Below are 20,429 nucleotides of genomic sequence, written 5' to 3' on the forward strand. Positions count from 1 at the left end.
TAATTACACAATTTTTTAGTAAAACTATTGTCACTACTCCCTATTTTACGTTATGTTGAAATGCCCAGCACAAAAAATGGGTTATTTATAGTTATTACCATTTATAGCAAATACAATTGCTCAATTGTTTTTTGAGACAATTGACCGGCTTTAACAAAAGGAGGAGTTATGGCTACAGGTGAAGTAAAATGGTTTAATAATGCCAAAGGATGGGGTTTTATTATGCCAGAAGGCGGCGGCGAAGACATTTTTGTTCACTTCTCTGCTATTCATGGTACCGGCTATAAAACACTGGTTCCCGGGCAACAGGTAAGCTATGACCTTGAGAAAGGCGAGCGCGGCTTGCATGCTTCTAACGTAATAGCACTGAACAGCGAAAACGTATCGGCTTAAGTGTCTATTAGGTGCGCGGCAGCTTTTTGCTGCTGCGACGGTGCCGATGTTGTATTATGTGAATTTTCTCAGCGCGTTATTTAAAATGAAGAATGGTTTACTATTAATCAACCTAGGCACACCAGAGGCACCTGACACTGTTGCCGTCCGAAAATATCTGCGAGAATTCTTAGCTGACAAGCGGGTTATTGACTTACCTGCACCGTTAAGGTATCTCTTGCTTTATAGCATCATTTTACCTTTTCGCCCCAAACAATCAGCCCACGCTTATCAAGCGATTTGGAGCGAGGAAGGCTCGCCCCTGTTAATTCACAGCCGGCGTTTACAAACCAAATTGCAAACGGCACTTGGAAGTAGTTGGCAAGTGAGCCTTGGGATGCGTTATGGCAACCCCTCTTTAATAAGCGCTTTAGAAGAACTACGCCATTGTACGCGTTTGACCATACTGCCTTTATATCCACAATACTCCTCTGCTGCTACTGGCTCATCCATTGAGAGGGTATTGCATTTATTAGCCTCTCAACCTGTTTTCCCAACACTCACCATTATTCGTGATTTTCATGATTATCCAGGCTTCATTAACGCACAGGCAACACTGATCAAACCGTATGTTGCCGATCACGATTATGTCTTATTCAGTTATCACGGGGTACCAGAGCGCCATCTGCTAAATACGGGTTGTAACAAAGTATGTGAGCAAAGTTGCCCACCCATTAATGAAAGTAATCAAGCTTGTTACAAAGCACAATGCTATGCAACGACTAATTCCCTGGTGAAAGCACTGAGTTTATCGACGGGAAAATATGGTGTCGCCTTTCAATCCAGATTGGGCAAAACCCCTTGGATAAAACCTTATCTTGATGAAGTATTACCTAAACTGGCTACGCAAGGAATTAAACGTCTCGCAGTCTCTTGCCCTTCTTTTGTCGCTGACTGTCTTGAAACGCTGGAGGAAGTCGGTATACGCGCACAAGAGCAATGGCAACAACTTGGTGGTGAAAAATTGACGCTTATTCCCTGTGTAAATGATAGTGAACTATGGATTACCGCGCTTGTTAATCTGATCACCAGCCCCGAAAATAGTAATAACTAGAATTCCCTTATTTAACAGAAGACCTCTTTCCAAACTCGCCACAGTAGAGTTTGGAAAGAGGGCTAAAGAATAACAGATAAAGTTAGTGGTTAAACGGGAATCTTCCCACAAAATTGCAAAACATTTTTTTTATGCTATAGAACATAGAGACGAAGAATTTCTAACTGAGGTGAGCATGCATAGACATTTTGCCGAGCGTCTTAACAAAGAACTCGACGGTATTGGCGTACCGCCTCGGACTGATGAGCGAATTGAGGTTTTTGCCAAACTGATTAAAATACCAAAATTTAAGGCGGAAGCCTTTTTGAATGGTATTACCATTCCAGATCCCACCCTACTTAACCTGATTGCCCAAGAATTGGAAGTTAATCCTGACTGGTTGATAGGAAAGAGCGAGCAACGTCAGAAAAAAACGCGCGCCTAGAATATCCCTTGCTCTATATAGGTCTCTTCACATTGCTCAAGATTACAACTCATCCCAGTTTTCTTGATTCTCAGCAAAAAGCTGTAAACTATCCCAGTCTTCAAATAAGGCCAAATGAAACAATGCATCACCCTCATTCACTAAAGGAATATTGGTTTTGCCAATCACCAAACCATCACAGGGAGAACAAATTTTTACTTTATTGGTGCCTAAGGGGTCTACAATCAAGCAAAGTAATTCATCTTTATGGATTTTCGTACCAAGCAATTTGCTTTCTATCACCATACCACTTTCCGCTGCCCTAACCCAAAACGTTGATTTTGCAACAGCGACTTCAGGCTGTGTTCTGGCAAGTGGCCTTCTTTGAGAAGGGGACAGCATTTCCAGGTAGGTCATCACTTTCAAGATCCCCCGCACCCCTAGCTTAATAGACAACTCATCGAAACGTAACGCCTCACCCGCTTCATAAATAATCATCGGAATATCTAAATTATCTGTAGCGTGGCGCAGGGAGCCATCGCGCATGTTGGAAGGCACCATCACTGGTGCGGCGAACGCGTTGGCCAAAGCAGCAGATTGCGCGCACTGATGGCTGTATCTTGTCTGGGGATAATTACTGCGATGAATTGCACCAGTATGTAAATCAATACCATGTGTTGAGTGCTCGACGATTTCTGTCATAAGCAAATTAGCAAGTTTGGAAGCCATGGAGCCTTGCTCACGCCCGGGAAATTGGCGATTCAAATCCCTCCGATCCGGCAAATAGCGCGAGTGAAGGATAAAACCATAAACATTAACCACAGGAATTGTTAGCAGAGTACCTCGGATACGCTTCAGGAGTGGGGAGTGATGAAGCCTGCGAATGATTTCAACCCCATTAATCTCATCACCATGAATTGCTGCCGTTACAAAAAGAACGGGGCCATCTTTCTTACCATGAAAAACATAAACCGGAACCTCAATGGGTGTCGAACTGTATAACATGGACAAAGAGAGTTTGACACAACGGGATTGCCCCGCTTTGATAGACTCATTCGCAATGACAATTGGCTGTCTCGTAGTCATCCTTGGAACCGTCGGTTAATGCCTTTTGGCTTGGCATTTTTTTCAACATATTGAATAATTTTAGCAGCAATATTCACATGCGTCGCTTTTTCTATCCCTTCAAGCCCGGGAGATGAATTAATTTCCAATACCAAAGGGCCATGTTTAGAGCGAATCAAATCAACCCCAGCCACTTTTAAACCCATCGCTTTTGCAGCAGCAATCGCGATAGCCCGTTCTTGTGGGTCTAATTTGACTTTAACTGCTTTGCCACCCTGGTGCACATTAGCGCGAAAATCACCATCTTTAGCCTGGCGTTTGATGGCAGCCACCACTTTATCTCCAATGACAAAACAACGAATGTCCGTACCGCGTGATTCTTCAATAAACTCTTGCACCAAAATATTGGCTGACATTTCCTTAAAAGCATTGATAATACTTACTGCTGATTGATGGCTTTCTGCCAAAATTACCCCTTTTCCTTGAGTGCCCTCTAATAACTTAATAACTAATGGTGCCCCACCAACCATGCGAATTAAATCCTCAGTGTCATCGGGTGATTGTGCAAAACTGGTCAAGGGCATAGGAATCCCTTTACGTGCCAAAAGCTGTAAGGAACGAAATTTATCGCGCGAACGTGATATGGCTATTGATTCATTAAGTGTGTACATCCCCATGGTTTCCATGTGCCTTAACAAGGCTGTTCCATAAAAAGTAATTGATGCCCCAATACGAGGGATGACTGCATCAAATTGTGGCAAAGGGACACCACCACGGTAATGAACGTTAGGATTGGAAGCTGCTACGTTCATATAGCAATTAAGTGGGTTAATGATACTAACTTCATGATTGGCTTCTTCCCCAGCCTCTTTTAAACGCTGGTGTGAATATAACTGGGGATTTGTGGCCAATATCGCGATTTTCATGAATAAATATTTCCTTGGTTATTTTTTTAATTTTATATTGGTATAAGCAAAGCCTAGCTCATAATTGAAGCCTTGCATTAAACTTCTTTCGCAACTCTCTGCAGTGGAGTATTTGCTTCGTCGATACGGTACTGTGCTCCGTTTCTCCTTGCTCTACTTTCAGTACAACGCATTACGAAAGCAGCTCTATTTTTATTTTTGAGACGACGGACAATCTTCGTAGGAAATCAATTTCTATAACAAGCCAGTAGCAGGAGCATAGCCTGGATAAAACTATCCAGACTAACCTGGCAGGAATATATGAATGCAACTACAGACTATTAACGTGCCTTCGCAAGTGTTCTAAGAAACTAATAATTGATAATCTTGAACCAAAAAATCAGCCTTGTGCGGTGTTGTAAAAAAAGCACTTAAACCACCCTGTGGATTAAACACCATCACAGCCCCACTATGTTCTACCTCATAATCGTGAGCATTCTTGGCATTGGGATTTTCGACTTTCGCATAAGCGATACCCATTTCGCGAGTCATCTTTTTCACCATCTCATTATCGCCTCTAGCGCCATAAAAATGGGGATGAAAAGCTTTGACATAACGTCCAAGTTTATCCAGATCATCTCTTTCAGGATCAACAGAAACCATGACAATCTTCGGTAAAGGCTCTACTTTTTGCTCTTCAAGCAAACGATACATTTTAGCCAGTTCTGCCATGGTAGTGGGACATACATACCCACAGCTAGTAAAACCAAAAAAAATCATAGTCCACTGTCCCTGCAAACTAGCGTTATTAAACGGTTTGTTATCAATCCCTGTTAAGTCAAATTGGTTAATTTCCCGCGGTTTCTGCAGTAAAGTTCCATTAAATTGCTCGACATCAATTTTCTTTTTAGTATGAATATGTTGCGAGACAAATAATCCAGTAATTAGTGCGACGAAGGCAAACAAAACAGCCACTGTCAAAGCAATATGATTTTTGGCAGGCATTTCATCTCCTCAGACATAATGATCAATCAATAAAAATACAAATAACATCATTAGATAAACAATAGAAAACCGAAAGGTACGCATAGCAACAACTGGTTGTCCATCACGGTACAGCGTAATTGCCCAATATAAAAAACGCAGGCCTAACAAAATAGCACCAATAAGATATAGGTAACCGCTCATACCTACCACAAAAGGCAAAACACTTACCACCAGCAGGAGAATAGTATACAAAAGTACATTCAATTTGGTAAATGGAATACCATGCGTCACTGGTAACATAGGAATTTCCGCATGCTTATATTCTTCAAAACGATAAATAGCCAAGGCCCAAAAATGGGGTGGAGTCCACGTAAAAATAATGAGAACCAAAAGCAGTGCCTGGGGATCTAAATGGTTTGTGACAGCAGTCCAGCCCAACAAAGGAGGTGCCGCACCAGCTAACCCGCCAATCACAATATTTTGGGGCGTCGCTCGCTTCAAATAGCCAGTGTATATTCCCGCATAACCTATTAAAGTTACAAAAGTGAGGACAGCAGTCAAGGTATTAACAAACAAAATGAGTATTCCCAAGCCCAGAACACCTAGCATCAGTGCAAAATACGAAGCTTGCTTCACCGAAACCTTGCCTTGTGCAACCGGTCTTTTTCGGGTACGGACCATGATGGCATCGATGCGTTTATCCACAAGATGATTAATCGCTGCTGCACTCCCCGCACACAAACCGATACCGACCAGAGAAGCCAATAAAATTGGTAATGCTACCCAGCCGGGTGCCGCTAAATACATTCCAACAACAACAGTAAGCAACATGAGCGCAACCACCTTGGGTTTGCATAGCTCTAAATAATCTCGCCAATCAACATTTAGACGAGGTTCTGTTTTAATGCTCATCACCAAGTCTCCTTTGAATGGATTTCTTTCCAAACTCTACTGCGGTGGGAAGGGGTCTTATAAGATAAAGCATCATCAATACCGTTGCCATTAACATTGCTGCCACTCCATTATGGGCAACAGCAACCCACAATGGAAGTAAGTAGATAACATTCATTACCCCAAGAGCAAATTGCGTAATCACCAGAAAAATAGCTAGTAGAGTAATACGACGCAGATATCTGCTATTGGTTTTAAATAACAATAATAACGACAGGCTTAAAACATACACCGCGGTCAAGACAGCACCCAAACGGTGAATATATTGGATAGTTGTTCTAATCTCGCTGTCTAAAACACCGCCTTGATAATTTGCTCCTACAGGTGCAAACAAATTAAATCCCTGCGAAAAATGTAATACAGGCCACCATTGTCCATTACACTGAGGGAAACCAATACAAGAAATCCCGGCATAATTTGAACTCACCCAACCACCCAAAGCAATTTGACAAAATACGATTACCACCGCCAGGCCTACCCAGAATCTCCACTGCGGTAACATGACAGGGGTAATTGGACTCAATTGCAAGCGAAATCGGCTTAAACAGGAAAAAATCAGTATACCACCTAATAAATGTCCCATCACAACAACCGGGAGCAGTTTTAATGTAACCGTCCACATCCCCAAGGCGGCCTGAAATAAAACTAAAAAGACCAAGGTTAACGGTAACTGCCAAGGTAAGCGCACACCCCGCAAACGGCGCCAAAGAACATTCGCCGCAATAAAAAGAATGAGTAGCCCTAAAGTACCTGCGGCATAGCGATGGGCCATTTCGGTCCAGGCTTTACGTGTTTCAATAGGACTGTAAGGATATTGATTCTGCGCTGACTCTAATGCTTTTTGTGCCTTGGGAAGCACCATATGACCATAACAGCCTGGCCAATCCGGGCAACCCAAACCGGCATCGGTCAAGCGTGTATAAGCCCCCAACATAACAACAAACAAAGCCAGAATCACTGCGATTGTTGTTGCATAACGTACTGCTTTCAATTGCATGCGTTTAACCACTCTTTTCTGCCGTACTCAATAACTGTTTAAGATCATGGAATATATCCTGAGAACTAGCAGTCAATGCATAGGATAACACTAAATAATTATCAGGATTTGCTATAAATACCCGTGGCTCAGGTTTCAAAATTGCCAAGGATTGTCGTTGCTCTTGGGACAGACGTAAGTAGTGGATGTCCTGTTCCTTAAAAGAAGCTATTAAAGACTCTGGTAATGCTTTGCTATTGTCTGCAAGAATCAACCACTGCTCTACTCCGTATAAACGTCGGCCTAAAGCCAGACGAATGCGTGCAAGTTTATCCAGTTGATTAAGACAAGTTACGCCACAATCCTCAGGGCTCCACAATAAGAGACGCCATTTATTATTACTACTCATTGCCGGCACAAGAACCGGGGGTTGCAATAATTCGCCCTTATTTGTCGTTGTGGTCCCTAGCCATTGTGGATGCCTATAATATAAATAAGCAGTTAACCCTGGCGTCATAAATATCAGCGCCAGCAGTACCAAAACCATATAATTACGCTTGTTCATCTTCATAGGTTTTCTTCAAATTTAAGGCAACAAATAAAATTAAAACAACAAAAGCAATGACAAACCATTGCAGAGCATAGGCATAATGTCGCTCAGGAGGCATTGCTACCACCGCCCATTCTCGCACATAGCCATCAGCTTCAGATTTATTGAGGCGAATAATAAACGGATAGACTGATTTATGCAAAAATCGACCTATTAATTTTGTGTTTAATTGTTCAACAATGGTTATTTTGCCCTTTTTTTCTACAGAAGGCCCTAATACCCAATCCTTCCCTGCCGGATAATAGACACGGCCTGTCAAATGCGCAGGACTTGTAGGAATCTGGACCTGCGGCAAGGTTCGTCGCGTTACATCCCCTTTAATCCAGCCCCGATCGATTAAAATAAGGTTACCAGAATCAAGTTTAAACAGAGTCAGCACATTATAACCGAACTGATGCTGATAATGCTGATTATCCAGCAATAAGATATCCGGGAGATAATGACCTTTTATGCTTACCGGTTGATATTGCTGCGGGTTTACCATGCCTGGTTGCCAGAGCGTGGGACTTTGGCGGGCAAGCGCAGCCTCTGCCGCCAGCATTTGCTTTTTCTCTTCCGCCCGTGTCAATTGCCAAAAGCCAAGACGGACAAAAAGCAATATCGCTAGCAAAGCTAAAACCGTCATTCGCCAACCAGGCGTGAAACGGCGATTAAAACAGGTTAAACTGACCATCGCTTACTTCTTCTTAAGAACTCAATTAAAATTTGGAAGGTTTGGGGGTTACTTACATGTCTCCAGCTTGAGTGTCTATGGGTTGATTTTCGAGCATCGCAGCGAATGCATACACGTTAGTATGTAAGCGAAACGCAGACAATCAAACCATAAGCGTCAAGATAGTAGAAATGTAAACAGCCCTAATAAAGACCAAGCCATTGTGGAGTATAACAAATGTTCACCAAAGCTATCATCCTTATTGTCATGCTGATTATTTTAGTCGCTTTAGGCAGTGGCCTTGTTTTTTTAGTGCGTGATGAGGGGAAAACAAAACGAACAGTCAAAGCGTTAACCTGGCGTATTGCTTTATCATTACTGTTATTCCTATTTTTATTTCTGGCCTTTAGTATGGGTTGGATTCAACCTCATGCCATTTAATAAACCTCTTTCCAAACTCTACTGGGAAGGCGACTTGCTTTGTCGATACGGTTATCCACTCCGCGTCCCGCAATTCACTTCCTCAGCGAGTTTCGAAAAAGGCCTAATGACAAACTCTATCCAGGATAAGATAATTATTTAGCCTGGATTTATACTGAAGAGAGCCAAAAAATTTACACTTAATGCTTAACTAACTAAGGATAGAACCATGTACACACTGTACTCAGCGGGAACTCCTAATGGAATAAAACCAACCATTATGCTTGAAGAGTTAAAAGTCCCCTATGACATCAAGCGAGTCAATATCAGCGAAGGTGAACAGTTCAAACCTGAGTTTTTGAAAATCTCCCCTAATAATAAAATCCCGGTTATCTACGATCAAGAAAACGATTTTTATTTATTTGAGAGTGTCGCCATTCTTGAGTATTTGGCAGATAAACATCAACAATTTTTGCCTAAAGATCTTAAACATCGATTTAATGTACTCAAATGGTGCTATTTCCAGGTAGGACATATAGGGCCTATGTTTGGTCAATATGGTCATTTTCACCGTTATGCACCAGAACAGGTGCCCTATGCTAAAAAGCGTTATGCTGATGAGGTTTTACGTTTAATCGCCGTCATGGATAAGGAATTAGTACAACATGCTTATATTAGCGGTACAGAATATACTATCGCTGATATGGCTATCTGGCCCTGGCTTTATTGCTATGAGAACTTCTATAAAGCAACCATTGATGCCAAACAATTCCCTCATTTAATCCAATGGTATCAAATGATTGCACAACGCCCACAGGTCAAGGCAGCGCTGGCAGCCTATAAAGACTAAACACAGCGCCGTATTAACCTGATACGGCGCTGTTCATCCTTCAAATAATGGTTATTGTGAGCGGGGGGAAAGAAACCCAGTCAGTTTCAACGGTGTGCAGATTAACTATGAAAAAATTTTAGGAAGATTGCCAGACAATTGCCTCTTTGCTCATTTACAGAACGCCGTTTTAAATCTATCATTTGATTAATGTACATTAATCAATATGAGAAAAATGACGATGGCACAGGGCGGCAAGCGGGCGGGAGCCGGGCGACCAAAAGGTTCCAATATTTGGGGCGAACCCACAAAAGCGGTACGTATTCCTCTTTCACGGATAAATGGCGTTAGACAGTTTCTTGAAACGGGTAATATAAGCTGCGCCCTGCCTCTTTATTCAAGCACTGTAAGAGCAGGATTCCCCTCTCCTGCAGATGACCACATTGAATCTTTTCTCGATTTAAACAGTCATTTGATTAAACATCCAGCGGCAACTTTTTTTGTCATTGCTTCAGGAGATTCGATGCAAAATGCGGGTATTCAATCGGGTGACTTGTTGATCGTTGATAAAAGTTTGGAAGCAACTCATGGAAAAATTGTTATTGCCGCTATTGACGGGGAGTTAACCGTTAAACGGCTTTCACGTCTGGCTAATCGAGTCCAATTGCTACCTGAAAATGAGGGCTATCAAGCGATTGATATCACTAACGAACAAGAGCTTGTCATCTGGGGTGTAGTGACTCACGTTATACATCAAGCAGGTTAATATGTATGCTCTGATTGACTGTAATAATTTTTATGCCTCCTGCGAGCGTCTATTCAGGCCCGACTTGCATAACAAGCCTATCGTTATTCTCTCCAATAACGATGGGGCAATTATCTCGCGTTCGAACGAAGCCAAAGCGTTAGGAATCAAAATGGGAGAACCTTACTTTAAAGTCAAAGGATTTTGTAAACAGCATAAAGTTCATGTTTTTTCCTCAAATTACACGCTCTATAGAGATCTGTCACAACGAGTCATGTCTGTCATTGAAGAGTTTTGGCAAGATATGGAAATTTACTCTATTGATGAAGCATTTTTAGATTTAAGCACCATGCCACCCTCTCTGCATGATAACTTCTGCATCACCCTTCAAAAACGCATTTTGCAATACACCGGAATTCCTACTTCTATAGGTATCGGTAGTACAAAAACGCTAGCAAAAATAGCCAATCATATTTGTAAGACAGAACTCAAAATTGCAGTTTTTAATGTCAGCAGACAACAAGATTGGCTTAAGAAAATTAATGTTGGGGAGGTTTGGGGCATTGGGCGGCAATGGCAGAAAAAGCTAATACAACGAGGGATTCATACTGCCTATGACTTGGCAAGTACAAATGTCCATTTGCTCAGAAAACAATACAATGTCATCCTTATGCGAACAGCAATGGAATTGCAAGGAATTTCTTGTTTAAGCCTGGAAGAAGCTGAACCCAGGCACTCTATTCTTTCTTCACGTTCCTTTGGCAGCATGCAGACTGGCTTCGAGCCTCTTGCTCAAGCAATTAGTAGCCATTGCGCCATTGCCTGTGAGAAATTACGCCGACAGCATTTGCTAGTGCAATCGCTATCCATCTTTGTAAAAACAAACCGTTTTCGTGCTGATTTAGCCCAATACCATCAATCTATAACTCTAAAACTGGAGATGCCAACGGATGATTTACGCTTAATTACCCATTATGGTAAAGAAGGGTTGCGTCAAATATACAAAGCGGGTTTCCAATATAAAAAAGTGGGCATTTGCTTAGAGGAACTCATCAGTAAAGAGCATCTGCAACTGGATATTTTTCACCAGCCGCAAAAGAAATTTGAAAAAACAGAGCAAATTATGACAGTACTTGAGGCGATTAATCACAAATACGGTCGCCATTCTATTAAACTGGCTGCAGAAGGTTACTCGAAAACCTGGGCTATGAAATCGGAATTAAGATCACCAGCCTACACAACCCGTTGGTCCGACTTAGCCAAAGTTAAAAGCTAAATTTTATTGGCTGTACATCAACAATTATCTATTTAAAATCGCCCGATTTACTTGACAGTATTAATTTTTACTATCTACACTATTGAGTGCTGAAAGTGGGATTATTAAGGCACAGCTTAACCGCTTATAATAATATATTATCCATTGATTAAAAAGGAATTTTTATGAAAAAAGTAACTGGTACCGCATTAGCATTCGGCGCAGCAGCTATATTCTCTGTAGCTCCTGTCTTCGCATCATCTGCTTCTGATGCTCCTATGGTTCAGTGCAAAGGCGTTAATGCTTGCAAAGGCCAAAGCGCTTGCAAAACTGCTAACAATTCTTGTAAAGGTCAAAACGCCTGTAAAGGTCAAGGTGTTACTATGATGACCCAAGATGCGTGCCAAAAAGCTGGCGGCACAACAGATGCTGGCAACTCTACAACTCAGCAATAATTAATTATTACCAGGCATGTTTTTGCATGCCTGGTTCTTATCAATAAGTCGTTATGAATTCTATTCTCAAAGAGCCGCAAAAAATGCCCTACCTCGGGTTTGGTTTGGGGTTACGTCCTGAGCATTATGAAGAAATACTACAACAAAAACCGTCTCTGGATTGGCTTGAGATCATTACTGAGAATTATTTAATACCCGGCGGTAAGCCGCTCTATTATCTGGATAAAATTCGCCAGGATTACCCTCTTGTGATGCATGGCGTGTCACTATCTCTTGGCAGTACAGATCCGCTCGATAAAACTTATCTCAAAGAAGTAAAATTACTGGCCGAACGTATTGAACCTGTTTGGATTTCTGATCATCTATGCTGGACAGGCATTCATGGGCTGAATATGCACGATTTATTGCCCCTGCCCTATACCGAGGAAGCCATTAAGCATATCGCTTCTCGCATTATTGAAATACAGGATTATTTAGGTCGGCAAATTCTTATTGAGAATGTTTCCAGCTACCTCACATTCCTCCAATCAGAACTCACCGAATGGGAATTCATTACAGAAATTTCCAATCGCGCCGATTGCTATATTTTATGTGATGTCAATAACATCTATGTCAGTTCAGTTAATCATCATTTTAATGCCCTTGATTACATTCATGGCATACCACCCCGACGCGTAGCCCAGATTCATCTTGCCGGCCACTCCGACCATGGTGATTACATCATTGATACTCATGATGCCCCAATAGTCGAAGCGGTGTGGGATTTATATGCCAAGACTATTGAACGTTTGGGACCGGTTTCAACGATGATAGAGCGGGATGACAATATTCCTCCCTTATCGGATTTATTAATTGAATTAAATCAAGCCAGAAAAATTGCAAACAACCTTTCCATGAAGGAGTTAGCAATATGATTGACTTACATCACTTACAAGATAGCTTACAAAACTACTTACTCAAGAACCCAAGCGATATTCAAACAGCGATTGTAACCAGCGATAAAGTACCTGCAGCCAAGCGTCTGGGTATTTATGGAGATGCTTATCGTCTCCGCCTTCTTGAAGCATTGGCTGCTAATTACCCTATTCTCAAACACCACCTGGGCGAAGATGCCTTTCAGGAAATAGGCGAGAACTATATTCATAGTCACCCCTCCTGTTATCGTTCAATTCGTTGGTTTGGTGATAAATTTGCTGAGTATCTAGCAGGCGACAAAAATAGTAATTATCCTTATCTAGCGGAACTTGCCCAATTTGAATGGCATATGACGCTAGCCTTTGATGCTGCGGATACCAGGCTAGTCAATATTGAAGATATGGCGACCCTGGCACCAGAATCTTGGCCTACTATGCAGTTTCTTACTCATCCATCTTTACACCGCCTCAATTTTGTGTGGAATGTTGTCACTCTCTGGCAAGCTCTGGCAAATGAACAACCCTTCACTGAGAAAGAGCTGGTAATGAATAGTAACCCATTGCCATGGGTTGTTTGGCGTCATGATTATACCATTCGGTTTTATGCCTTAGCCGAGGACGAAGCCTGGGCTCTTGATGCCCTAATCCAAGGACTGAGTTTTGGTGAATTATGTGCAGGGCTCTGTGAATGGATAGAGGAACAAGAGGTAGGCATGCGAGCTGCCTCATTATTGAAAAGCTGGATACAATCAGGTTTATTGGCAGAAATAAAACTCAATTAAAGACTGGGGTCTGTTGACATTTCGCTAGCTTGAGTCGAAACGTCAACAGGCCCTACCAATTAATAAAAAATTTGAGCCCAGCATCATGCCGCGCTAAGGTTTTTCTATGCAACTTGATTTTCTGGATATTATCCTGGGCTTTTTTGAAGGCTTCGCCTTAATTATTTCACCTTGTATTCTGCCTATTTTGCCTATTATTCTTGCCGGTTCTTTCTCAGGTAGCAAGAAACGTCCGATAGGGATTATTATAGGTTTTGTTATAACGTTTACCCTCTTCGCATTTTTTTCACGTCAATTGGTTCAATACTCTGGTATCGATCTCAATATCATTCGTCATTTTTCTTACGGCATACTACTGTTATTAGGCATTATTATGCTCTCAACTTATCTCACAGAAAAATTTAGCCATCTAACGCAGCGCCTGGTTGGAGTAAGTTCAGCCTTCTCTGCCGCAGCCAATCCACAAGGCGGGTTGATAAGTGGTTTTTTCTTTGGCGCTTTGGTCGCAATTATCTGGACACCCTGTGCAGGCCCTATCCTTGCAGCAATTATCGTCCAAACAGTGATCCAGCAAACAACTATCATCAGTTTTCTAACTCTCCTGGCTTTTAGCCTGGGAGCCGCCATACCGATGCTAATCATCGCACTTTATGGCATAACCATCATGGATAAATTCACTTTTTTCAAAACAAGGACATCTCTTTTTCGCAAAATTCTAGGACTAATCATTATCGCAAGTGTTGCTTATATGATTTATCAAGAACGAGGAGAGGCCACTTCCACAACAACAGCCAAGACAAGTATTCAAACCGCTACGACATTGCAAAATGGTTTATGGCTTCCTTACAAAGCACCTGCAATAAGCAGTATAGAAGCCTGGATAAACTCAGCTCCTTTGCAATTGACTAATCTAAAAGGCAAAGTCATTCTCGTTGATTTTTGGACCTATTCTTGTATTAATTGTGTCCGTACCCTACCTTATCTTAAAAACTGGTATGACAACTATCACGATAAAGGCTTGGTTATTATCGGTGTACATAGTCCCGAATTTGATTTTGAAAAAAATCTGGACAATGTTAAAAATGCGGTGAAACGTAACGGCATTAAATACCCGGTCGCACTCGACAATCAATTTGTAACCTGGCGCAATTTTAATAATCATTATTGGCCTGCTCATTATTTAATTAATAAAGAAGGGGAGGTTGTCTATAAGCATTTGGGTGAAGGGGACTATGAGATCACAGAAAACAACATCCGCTTTCTATTGGGGATCGGCGGGATTGCCATGCCTACTGAGGCCAGCACCGATCATCCATCACTCGCTGAAACACCAGAAACCTATTTGGGTTATGCACGCGCAGACAGGAATGCCAGCCCCTATCCCTTAATTCATGATAAACCCGCGCAGTATAGCTTCCCAGAACAATTAGCCTCCAATAGCTGGGCTTTACAAGGACTGTGGCAGGTGATGCCTGATAAAATTATCTCCATGCAAGCCAATGCAGCTATACAAATTCAATTTAATGCCCGTAAAGTTTTTGTAGTAATGGGGAATACTTCCTCAAAACCGATTCAGGTGAAACTACTTCTAGATGGTCGAAGGATCACGACAGAGAAAGGTAAAGATGTGATTAACAGCAGCATTAACGTCAATAAACATTCTATTTATGAGCTGGTCGTTTTACCTCATTTTGCCGACGGTATTTTACAAATAACAGCGACTGAACCGGGGCTTGCTATCTATACTTTTACCTTTGGCAGTTAAGGTTCCTAACTCGTTTTGCTGGACAGCTGCCACAGCGGAAAGACAGTTTGCCTTTCCTATACTGGCGGCAGCTACCAACTTATTAATATTTATTTCCGCACAATCAAATTATTTTCCACACCTTTAACACCATTGACTTTACTCGCTACATCTCCTGCCGTATCACTTTGGCGAATGGTCTTCACATAACCGCTTAGTAATACAATACCATTATGTGCTTCCACATGAATACGGACTGGAGCAAGTTCAGGCGTGTTTATGAAGGCTGTATTGACCGATGCAGTCAATGATTCATCAGAAAGGCGTGGCTGGAACAAATTTCCTCCACTAAACATTTGACAACCGGTTAAGAGTGAAAAACCCAGAGCAATTAACATACCTTGATAATATTTTCTCATCATTTCCCCTTTTTTATTTTTATTCATGCTCCAAGATCACATGAGTTGTTTTAATTCTTTCCAAATAGCCCTTCTTTATTAGCAAGAAGCATGCGTAAATGATCAATTTCTTTGAGTAATTCAAGTGCAAGCCCAGCACCAGCGACATTAATACCTAAATCTCTGTTTAATTGTAATACAGTACGAATGCAACGCAAGGCTTCATTATCAAATTGCCATTCATCTTTTTCATTTTTATGGATACTAATAATGCCTTCATCGATAATTTCCATAATGATTTCTCTTGGTACCCCCAAGGAAGAAGTAATCTCATGCAAAGACAAATAAAACCATTCTTCACAAGTTTCAGTGGGTGCTTTTTTAGACTCAGTCATTACTAACTCCCAATTTTTCTCGTGGATTAAATTTTGTGCTACCTGCCATTTGCTGATATAGGCTGGTCAATTGCTCATTCTCTTCGTTAGGAATAACTATTTGTAGAATGACATATTGATCCCCTGGAGGATTACCCGGCAAACCTCTTCCCTTAAGACGCATTTGTTTTCCGGCTTGCGTTAATTTAGGAATTTTTAAATTGACCGGCCCTGCCAGTGTTGGAACTTTGATTGAAGCGCCGAGTGCTGCTTCCCAGGGAGTAACAGGGACTTGTAAATGAATGTCTTTTTTCTGTAAGTGAAACCAGGGATGAGGGGCAATATGAATTTCAATGTATAAATCACCCGCTTGCTGGCCAGCTCCTTTGCCGCCTTGGCCTTTTAATCGTATCTGTTGTTTATTACCAATACCTGGAGGGATTTTTACTTTAATAGCTCTTAGTTGATAATCCATGAATCCTTGATTATTAATCACTGGCATTTGTAATTGCAGCGTTTTTTCAGCGCCGTTAAAACTATCTTCGAGACTAATTGTTAATTTGGCATGCACATCACGCCCCTGGTCATAATAGGAAGCATGTTGTTGCTGCTGACGTTCACGAAAAATGCTATTGATAAAATCCTCAAAGTCAGCCGTATTGCCTTCGTTAAAGTGATAATACCCACCCTGCTCCGATTGCGGCCTATAGGCTTGTCCCTGTGCTTGCTCTTTCCAATATTGGCCATACTGATCGTATTTAGCGCGTTTCTCTGGATCGCTCAAAACACTATAAGCCTCACCCAATTCTTTAAACTTGGCTTCAGCATCAGCCTCTTTGCTGACATCAGGATGGTATTTGCGCGCAAGTTTTCGATAAACGCGCTTAATATCTTCTTGGCTGGCACTACGTTCAAGTCCCATTATCTGGTAATAGTCTTTATATTCCATAACCCTGGTTAGTAAATGATTTTCTTCATTTTTAGCGACGGGCTACAGCTTGTCAATTTTTTTAGAGCTAACAGCGATGAAAAAGATAAAAATAGAAAAACGGTGAGAATAATTCTCACCGCTTTCTTATCTACCAAATATTTCGGGGCCTTTGTCTTGATTCTCCCTTAACTCATCCATTGTTTGCTTAAAGGTACTCTTATAAGCAGAACTAATAGACGTCGCGAGTTTGTCTGCCTTTTCCAAGGTTTTTTGATGAATGACTCTTTCTGCACAAGCTTCTTTAATGCCTTTAAGCAAATTATCCACATAGCCCTTGTGAGGCTTGAAAAGCGCCTCCTGATAGGAGCTACTGCTATAACCATAGAATGTACCGAGTTCATTGGCTGGCTTGAACGTTGGGCTTATCACATTAATTGCTTTATGATTAAATTGCATGGACGGTATCTCACTACCCAGTGTCATCAAGGCTGTCCATATATAACCCATTTCTTTTTCTTCAAAGCCACGCAATATAACTTGGTTACTGGCTGTAGGCGGCTCACTGAAGGCACTTAATAGGGTCACTGCACAAGCGAAAGCAAAATGTATTCTATCTTCAACCAGCTGAGGATCATCTTCCGGGACTCCATGAGGAGCCTCAGGAAATTTAGTTATGGTCAACTTAAGATCAGATAGATACTCGCTTGCATTGGCAAGACTGGTACGATAACTCGATGCTCTCTCTTCAATATAAGATCCAGAATATCGACCGGTGCGTGCCGCATCGGGATTAATAGTATGTTCTCTAAAATGCCCTGCTTTAAAGGCATCACCAGCCGCATATCGGGCTTGGTGAGCCCCCAAGCCTAAGGTCGTCGATCTGGCACTGACTGTTGTGGCACTCGATGTATAGCCCGCTCTAAAATGGGCAGCCCTTTCGTCCATCGGGTGATCTGTAGCAGCACTCTTGAAAGGAAAGACCTCAAGAGCGCCCTCATCTGTTTTTGCCCGGCGAATGGTTTCTAATATGCCGTCCTTCGACACCGGATCGACCGCTCTCGGATCACCGTACAATTGCGTATATACTGGTTTATAGAGCGCCAATTCCGTTTCTACTTTTCTCAAATAGGTAGTTAAGAGAGCCTTACGGTCTTGAAGTGCCTTCTTCTGCGGTTCAGTGAATCCATCCATATTAACCGGAATGCTGTTTATTTGCTCAAATAATTCATTACGAAGTGGAACCAGATAATCCACAATCACTTTACAAGTGGTTGCCAACTCAGTGAAATGAGCTTCCATTGCTATTGCATTTTTCTTGGCGGCGCCCCGGAAAGCAGGGCTAAACCAATGCATAGGATTCATAGCCCCTAATTGGCGTAATTCACTACGAACCTTGTCATCAACGGTACCAATCGCACCTACACGTCTATTGATACCGGTTAATGTAGTTCTATCAGCCGCTAACGTTGCGGCGTATCGACCGGGATCTGAATAAGCATCGCGCTTTTCATTACGCTCATCACGAAGAGCAACGATCCGCCTGCTCGCCGCTTCACGAACCCGCAGATAGGCATCATCTTGCACTAAAGCCTGAATATTCCGTAGATTAAGCTCATCAACTTGATGCCAGTTGTGATTTAATGCTGCATTGCTATTAGCGGTGGAAATCTCAGTTAGCAGCTCCTTATCCTTACTGACAGCTATTTCTCGTTGCAAAGCATGAATAGCCTTTTCCTGCGCGATGATCCTTGGATCAGGTTCGTCTGGACGACGATGCCTTGCAGCATCTAAAACAAGTAAACGTGCCCTTGCCAAATCAGCAAATTGAGTATGAGCATCGTCTTTAATCAGCGCTCGTAAATGCTCTGCATTCCCTTTACGAAACATTCTAAAAGTTACTTCTAAAAACTCATTTGTTCTAGCTTCCCCGCTAACAGCTTCCAAAAATCGTGCATCGTCGCATCCATTAATGAAATCGGTTAGGGCAACAATAGCGGCTTGGTTAGCATCCAAGCGAGCTTGAGCTCTGGCTTTAATGTCCCGAAAAGCATCTACACTAGTCAAAGCAGCCACATGCCCGGCATTTAAATCACCCAATCCATCATTTGCCACAACAGCAGCTACTCGAGTTAATAACTCGACATCGTGACTACCATTAACTTCGGCTATCAGGGCTGCCTTTGCTTCCAGTTCCAAAGCACCTAAACGAGCTATTGCCTCGTCCCTGATTCCTTCAAAAGCAGTAGGTCCATGCAAAGCGTTTACAGAGTCATCAAAACCACGCCCTAATAAGGCAGCGTTACGATCTGCGGCAGCTACCGCGCGTAAAACCACCAAATCCCTACTACCTCGGATTGTGCCTTTTAAAGTATTCGTTGCTTCTAAGCTTAGAGCGACCAATCGAGCTCCGGCTTCATCTCTAATTCCTTCATAAGCAGTAGCACCTCGCAAAAATCCTACATGCTCATTAAAGCCAACCCCTACCCGCAAGTCACCATTGCCTGCAGCAGCAGCAATCGCACGCAAAGCGGCCAAATCTCTGCTATCCCGGATTGTGGCTTTTAATGCATTACTTGCTTGTTGACTTAGAGCTGTCAGACGTTCATCGGCAGCTGTTTGAATTTGTGCTTGCCATACAATGACTCCAATCGCACGAACAGAAGCGACTTGCTCAACATGGGCACCATCATTCCACCCGATATCATCCAAATTTAAACCAGCTGGATTATTAGCACTATAGATAGCAGTTAATAAAGCTACATTATCACTCTCTTTAATAAGAGGTTTGAGCACAAGTAGTGCTTTTTGCTCGGCAACTTCGGCTAATTGACGAACTAATTGCTCAATTTCGGCTTGTTTTAGTAGAGCACTCTGTCTTTCTCTGGCTTCAGCTTCGCGTGCACGTAATATTTCTTGTTCTCTCTCTCGGGCAACGGCTTCAAGTTCGCTTATCTTATCTGAAAGTTTATTATTCGCACCATCAAGCTCATCAACCTGCTGTTGTAACAAGCGGTTGCTGGCTTCTGCTTGCTCTAATGTTTTGGCCGTACTTGACGCTAATTGCTCAGCTTTGACCAGTGCAATCTGTTGCTCTGATAATTGGCCGCGTAACTCTTCCTGCGCTTCATGGTTTAAGCGACCACTCTCTTCCAATTGATGCGTTAACTCCTTAGCCTGAGAAGTTAAACTGGACACATCCTCTTTCAAACCATCAATCGTCGTTTGACGCGTCCTTAGCTCTTCTTCATGACGCTCAATCGTTGAACTTAAATCGCTTACCCGATCCTCTGAAACCTTTAACTGACTTTGCAAGCCACTAAGCGCTTTCTCATGATTGATACGCGCTGTTTCAAGCTCTCGCTGCAACTCACCTGTAAGGTCTTCTCCTCGTTTAATGCGCTCTTCTAACGATTTAACCTGCTTCACATGAGCCTGCGCCGATGCGTCGATCTCTTTCTCTAAGCGACTTGACTTCTCAACCTCAGATTGCAAGGCTAGCTTGGTACTTGATACTTCAGCCACCGCGGATTCCGCCCGCAGCGTCTCT

At 42.3% G+C, this 20,429-nt stretch carries 22 protein-coding genes; 11 read left to right on the plus strand and 11 right to left on the minus strand.

Going from position 1 to position 20,429, the window contains the following annotated elements:
* Positions 1–168 precede the first annotated feature (168 nt).
* The 3 genes from Lfee_RS11720 (at position 169) to Lfee_RS11730 (ending at position 1,910) form a co-directional block, all read left to right on the plus strand.
* Positions 169–393 (plus strand): cold-shock protein, encoded by a 225-nt coding sequence (locus Lfee_RS11720; protein ID WP_058447036.1) that lies wholly within the window; start codon positions 169–171, stop codon positions 391–393.
* Between the two features lie 85 nt (positions 394–478).
* Positions 479–1,486, plus strand: a complete 1,008-nt coding sequence (gene hemH, locus Lfee_RS11725) for a ferrochelatase (RefSeq protein WP_058447175.1) — start codon at positions 479–481, stop codon at positions 1,484–1,486.
* A 175-nt stretch (positions 1,487–1,661) separates the two neighbouring features.
* Positions 1,662–1,910 carry a transcriptional regulator gene (locus tag Lfee_RS11730; RefSeq protein ID WP_058447177.1) on the plus strand — a complete coding sequence of 83 codons (249 nt, stop codon included), beginning with the start codon at positions 1,662–1,664 and terminating at the stop codon, positions 1,908–1,910.
* Positions 1,911–1,952: 42 nt separating this feature from the next.
* Here the strand turns inward: Lfee_RS11730 and Lfee_RS11735 are convergent, their stop codons facing one another.
* The 7 genes from Lfee_RS11735 to Lfee_RS11765 all read right to left on the minus strand — a co-directional run bounded on the left by Lfee_RS11735 (position 1,953) and on the right by Lfee_RS11765 (position 8,056).
* Positions 1,953–2,975 carry a succinylglutamate desuccinylase/aspartoacylase family protein gene (locus Lfee_RS11735; RefSeq protein WP_238584927.1) on the minus strand — a complete coding sequence of 341 codons (1,023 nt, stop codon included), beginning with the start codon at positions 2,973–2,975 and terminating at the stop codon, positions 1,953–1,955.
* Complete coding sequence (rimK, locus tag Lfee_RS11740; RefSeq protein ID WP_058447038.1) at positions 2,972–3,880, minus strand: 30S ribosomal protein S6--L-glutamate ligase; 909 nt, start codon at positions 3,878–3,880, stop codon at positions 2,972–2,974. The genes Lfee_RS11735 and rimK overlap by 4 nt, the downstream gene beginning before the upstream one ends.
* Before the next feature lie 342 nt (positions 3,881–4,222).
* A complete protein-coding gene (locus Lfee_RS11745; protein WP_058447039.1) occupies positions 4,223–4,864 on the minus strand; it encodes an SCO family protein in 642 nt (213 codons plus the stop codon).
* Between the two features lie 9 nt (positions 4,865–4,873).
* Positions 4,874–5,758 carry a heme o synthase gene (gene cyoE / locus Lfee_RS11750; protein ID WP_058447040.1) on the minus strand — a complete coding sequence of 295 codons (885 nt, stop codon included), beginning with the start codon at positions 5,756–5,758 and terminating at the stop codon, positions 4,874–4,876.
* Positions 5,748–6,794, minus strand: coding sequence for a COX15/CtaA family protein (locus tag Lfee_RS11755; protein ID WP_058447041.1), 1,047 nt, complete (start codon positions 6,792–6,794; stop codon positions 5,748–5,750). Before Lfee_RS11755 ends, cyoE begins: the two co-directional genes overlap by 11 nt.
* A gap of 4 nt (positions 6,795–6,798) precedes the next feature.
* Positions 6,799–7,344 carry a hypothetical protein gene (locus tag Lfee_RS11760; protein ID WP_064088291.1) on the minus strand — a complete coding sequence of 182 codons (546 nt, stop codon included), beginning with the start codon at positions 7,342–7,344 and terminating at the stop codon, positions 6,799–6,801.
* The gene (locus Lfee_RS11765) at positions 7,325–8,056 is read right to left on the minus strand and encodes an SURF1 family protein (protein ID WP_058447042.1); all 732 of its coding nucleotides are present in this window, start codon (positions 8,054–8,056) and stop codon (positions 7,325–7,327) included. The genes Lfee_RS11760 and Lfee_RS11765 overlap by 20 nt, the downstream gene beginning before the upstream one ends.
* Before the next feature lie 216 nt (positions 8,057–8,272).
* Between Lfee_RS11765 and Lfee_RS11770 the strand changes: the two genes are divergently transcribed.
* The 8 genes from Lfee_RS11770 to Lfee_RS11805 all read left to right on the plus strand — a co-directional run bounded on the left by Lfee_RS11770 (position 8,273) and on the right by Lfee_RS11805 (position 15,200).
* On the plus strand, positions 8,273–8,476 hold the full coding sequence (locus Lfee_RS11770) for a twin transmembrane helix small protein (RefSeq protein ID WP_058447043.1): 204 nt from the start codon (positions 8,273–8,275) through the stop codon (positions 8,474–8,476).
* Between the two features lie 208 nt (positions 8,477–8,684).
* Entirely contained in the window at positions 8,685–9,305 is a 621-nt protein-coding gene (locus Lfee_RS11775) for a glutathione S-transferase N-terminal domain-containing protein (protein WP_058447044.1), read from the plus strand.
* Between the two features lie 220 nt (positions 9,306–9,525).
* The gene (locus Lfee_RS11780; RefSeq protein ID WP_058447183.1) at positions 9,526–10,050 is read left to right on the plus strand and encodes a LexA family protein; all 525 of its coding nucleotides are present in this window, start codon (positions 9,526–9,528) and stop codon (positions 10,048–10,050) included.
* Position 10,051: 1 nt separating this feature from the next.
* Entirely contained in the window at positions 10,052–11,305 is a 1,254-nt protein-coding gene (locus Lfee_RS11785) for a Y-family DNA polymerase (protein WP_058447045.1), read from the plus strand.
* A 164-nt stretch (positions 11,306–11,469) separates the two neighbouring features.
* Positions 11,470–11,739, plus strand: coding sequence for a BufA2 family periplasmic bufferin-type metallophore (gene bufA2 / locus Lfee_RS11790; RefSeq protein ID WP_058447047.1), 270 nt, complete (start codon positions 11,470–11,472; stop codon positions 11,737–11,739).
* A 53-nt stretch (positions 11,740–11,792) separates the two neighbouring features.
* Complete coding sequence (gene bufB / locus Lfee_RS11795) at positions 11,793–12,653, plus strand: MNIO family bufferin maturase (RefSeq protein WP_058447049.1); 861 nt, start codon at positions 11,793–11,795, stop codon at positions 12,651–12,653.
* Complete coding sequence (locus Lfee_RS11800) at positions 12,650–13,435, plus strand: HvfC/BufC N-terminal domain-containing protein (protein ID WP_058447051.1); 786 nt, start codon at positions 12,650–12,652, stop codon at positions 13,433–13,435. The genes bufB and Lfee_RS11800 overlap by 4 nt, the downstream gene beginning before the upstream one ends.
* Positions 13,436–13,541: 106 nt before the next feature.
* On the plus strand, positions 13,542–15,200 hold the full coding sequence (locus tag Lfee_RS11805; protein ID WP_058447052.1) for a cytochrome c biogenesis protein DipZ: 1,659 nt from the start codon (positions 13,542–13,544) through the stop codon (positions 15,198–15,200).
* Positions 15,201–15,289: 89 nt separating this feature from the next.
* Here Lfee_RS11805 and Lfee_RS11810 read toward each other — a convergent pair whose 3' ends face one another.
* The 4 genes from Lfee_RS11810 to Lfee_RS11825 all read right to left on the minus strand — a co-directional run bounded on the left by Lfee_RS11810 (position 15,290) and on the right by Lfee_RS11825 (position 20,404).
* Positions 15,290–15,598, minus strand: a complete 309-nt coding sequence (locus Lfee_RS11810) for a BON domain-containing protein (RefSeq protein ID WP_064088294.1) — start codon at positions 15,596–15,598, stop codon at positions 15,290–15,292.
* Between the two features lie 50 nt (positions 15,599–15,648).
* Positions 15,649–15,972: a chaperone modulator CbpM gene (locus Lfee_RS11815; RefSeq protein WP_058447057.1), complete on the minus strand. Its 324-nt coding sequence runs from the start codon at positions 15,970–15,972 to the stop codon at positions 15,649–15,651.
* Complete coding sequence (locus tag Lfee_RS11820) at positions 15,965–16,900, minus strand: DnaJ C-terminal domain-containing protein (RefSeq protein WP_058447059.1); 936 nt, start codon at positions 16,898–16,900, stop codon at positions 15,965–15,967. Before Lfee_RS11820 ends, Lfee_RS11815 begins: the two co-directional genes overlap by 8 nt.
* Positions 16,901–17,026: 126 nt before the next feature.
* Positions 17,027–20,404, minus strand: a complete 3,378-nt coding sequence (locus Lfee_RS11825) for a coiled-coil domain-containing protein (protein ID WP_058447061.1) — start codon at positions 20,402–20,404, stop codon at positions 17,027–17,029.
* Between the last annotated feature and the right edge of the window lie 25 nt (positions 20,405–20,429).

This window comes from Legionella feeleii (assembly GCF_001467625.1).
GTDB lineage: Bacteria > Pseudomonadota > Gammaproteobacteria > Legionellales > Legionellaceae > Tatlockia > Tatlockia feeleii.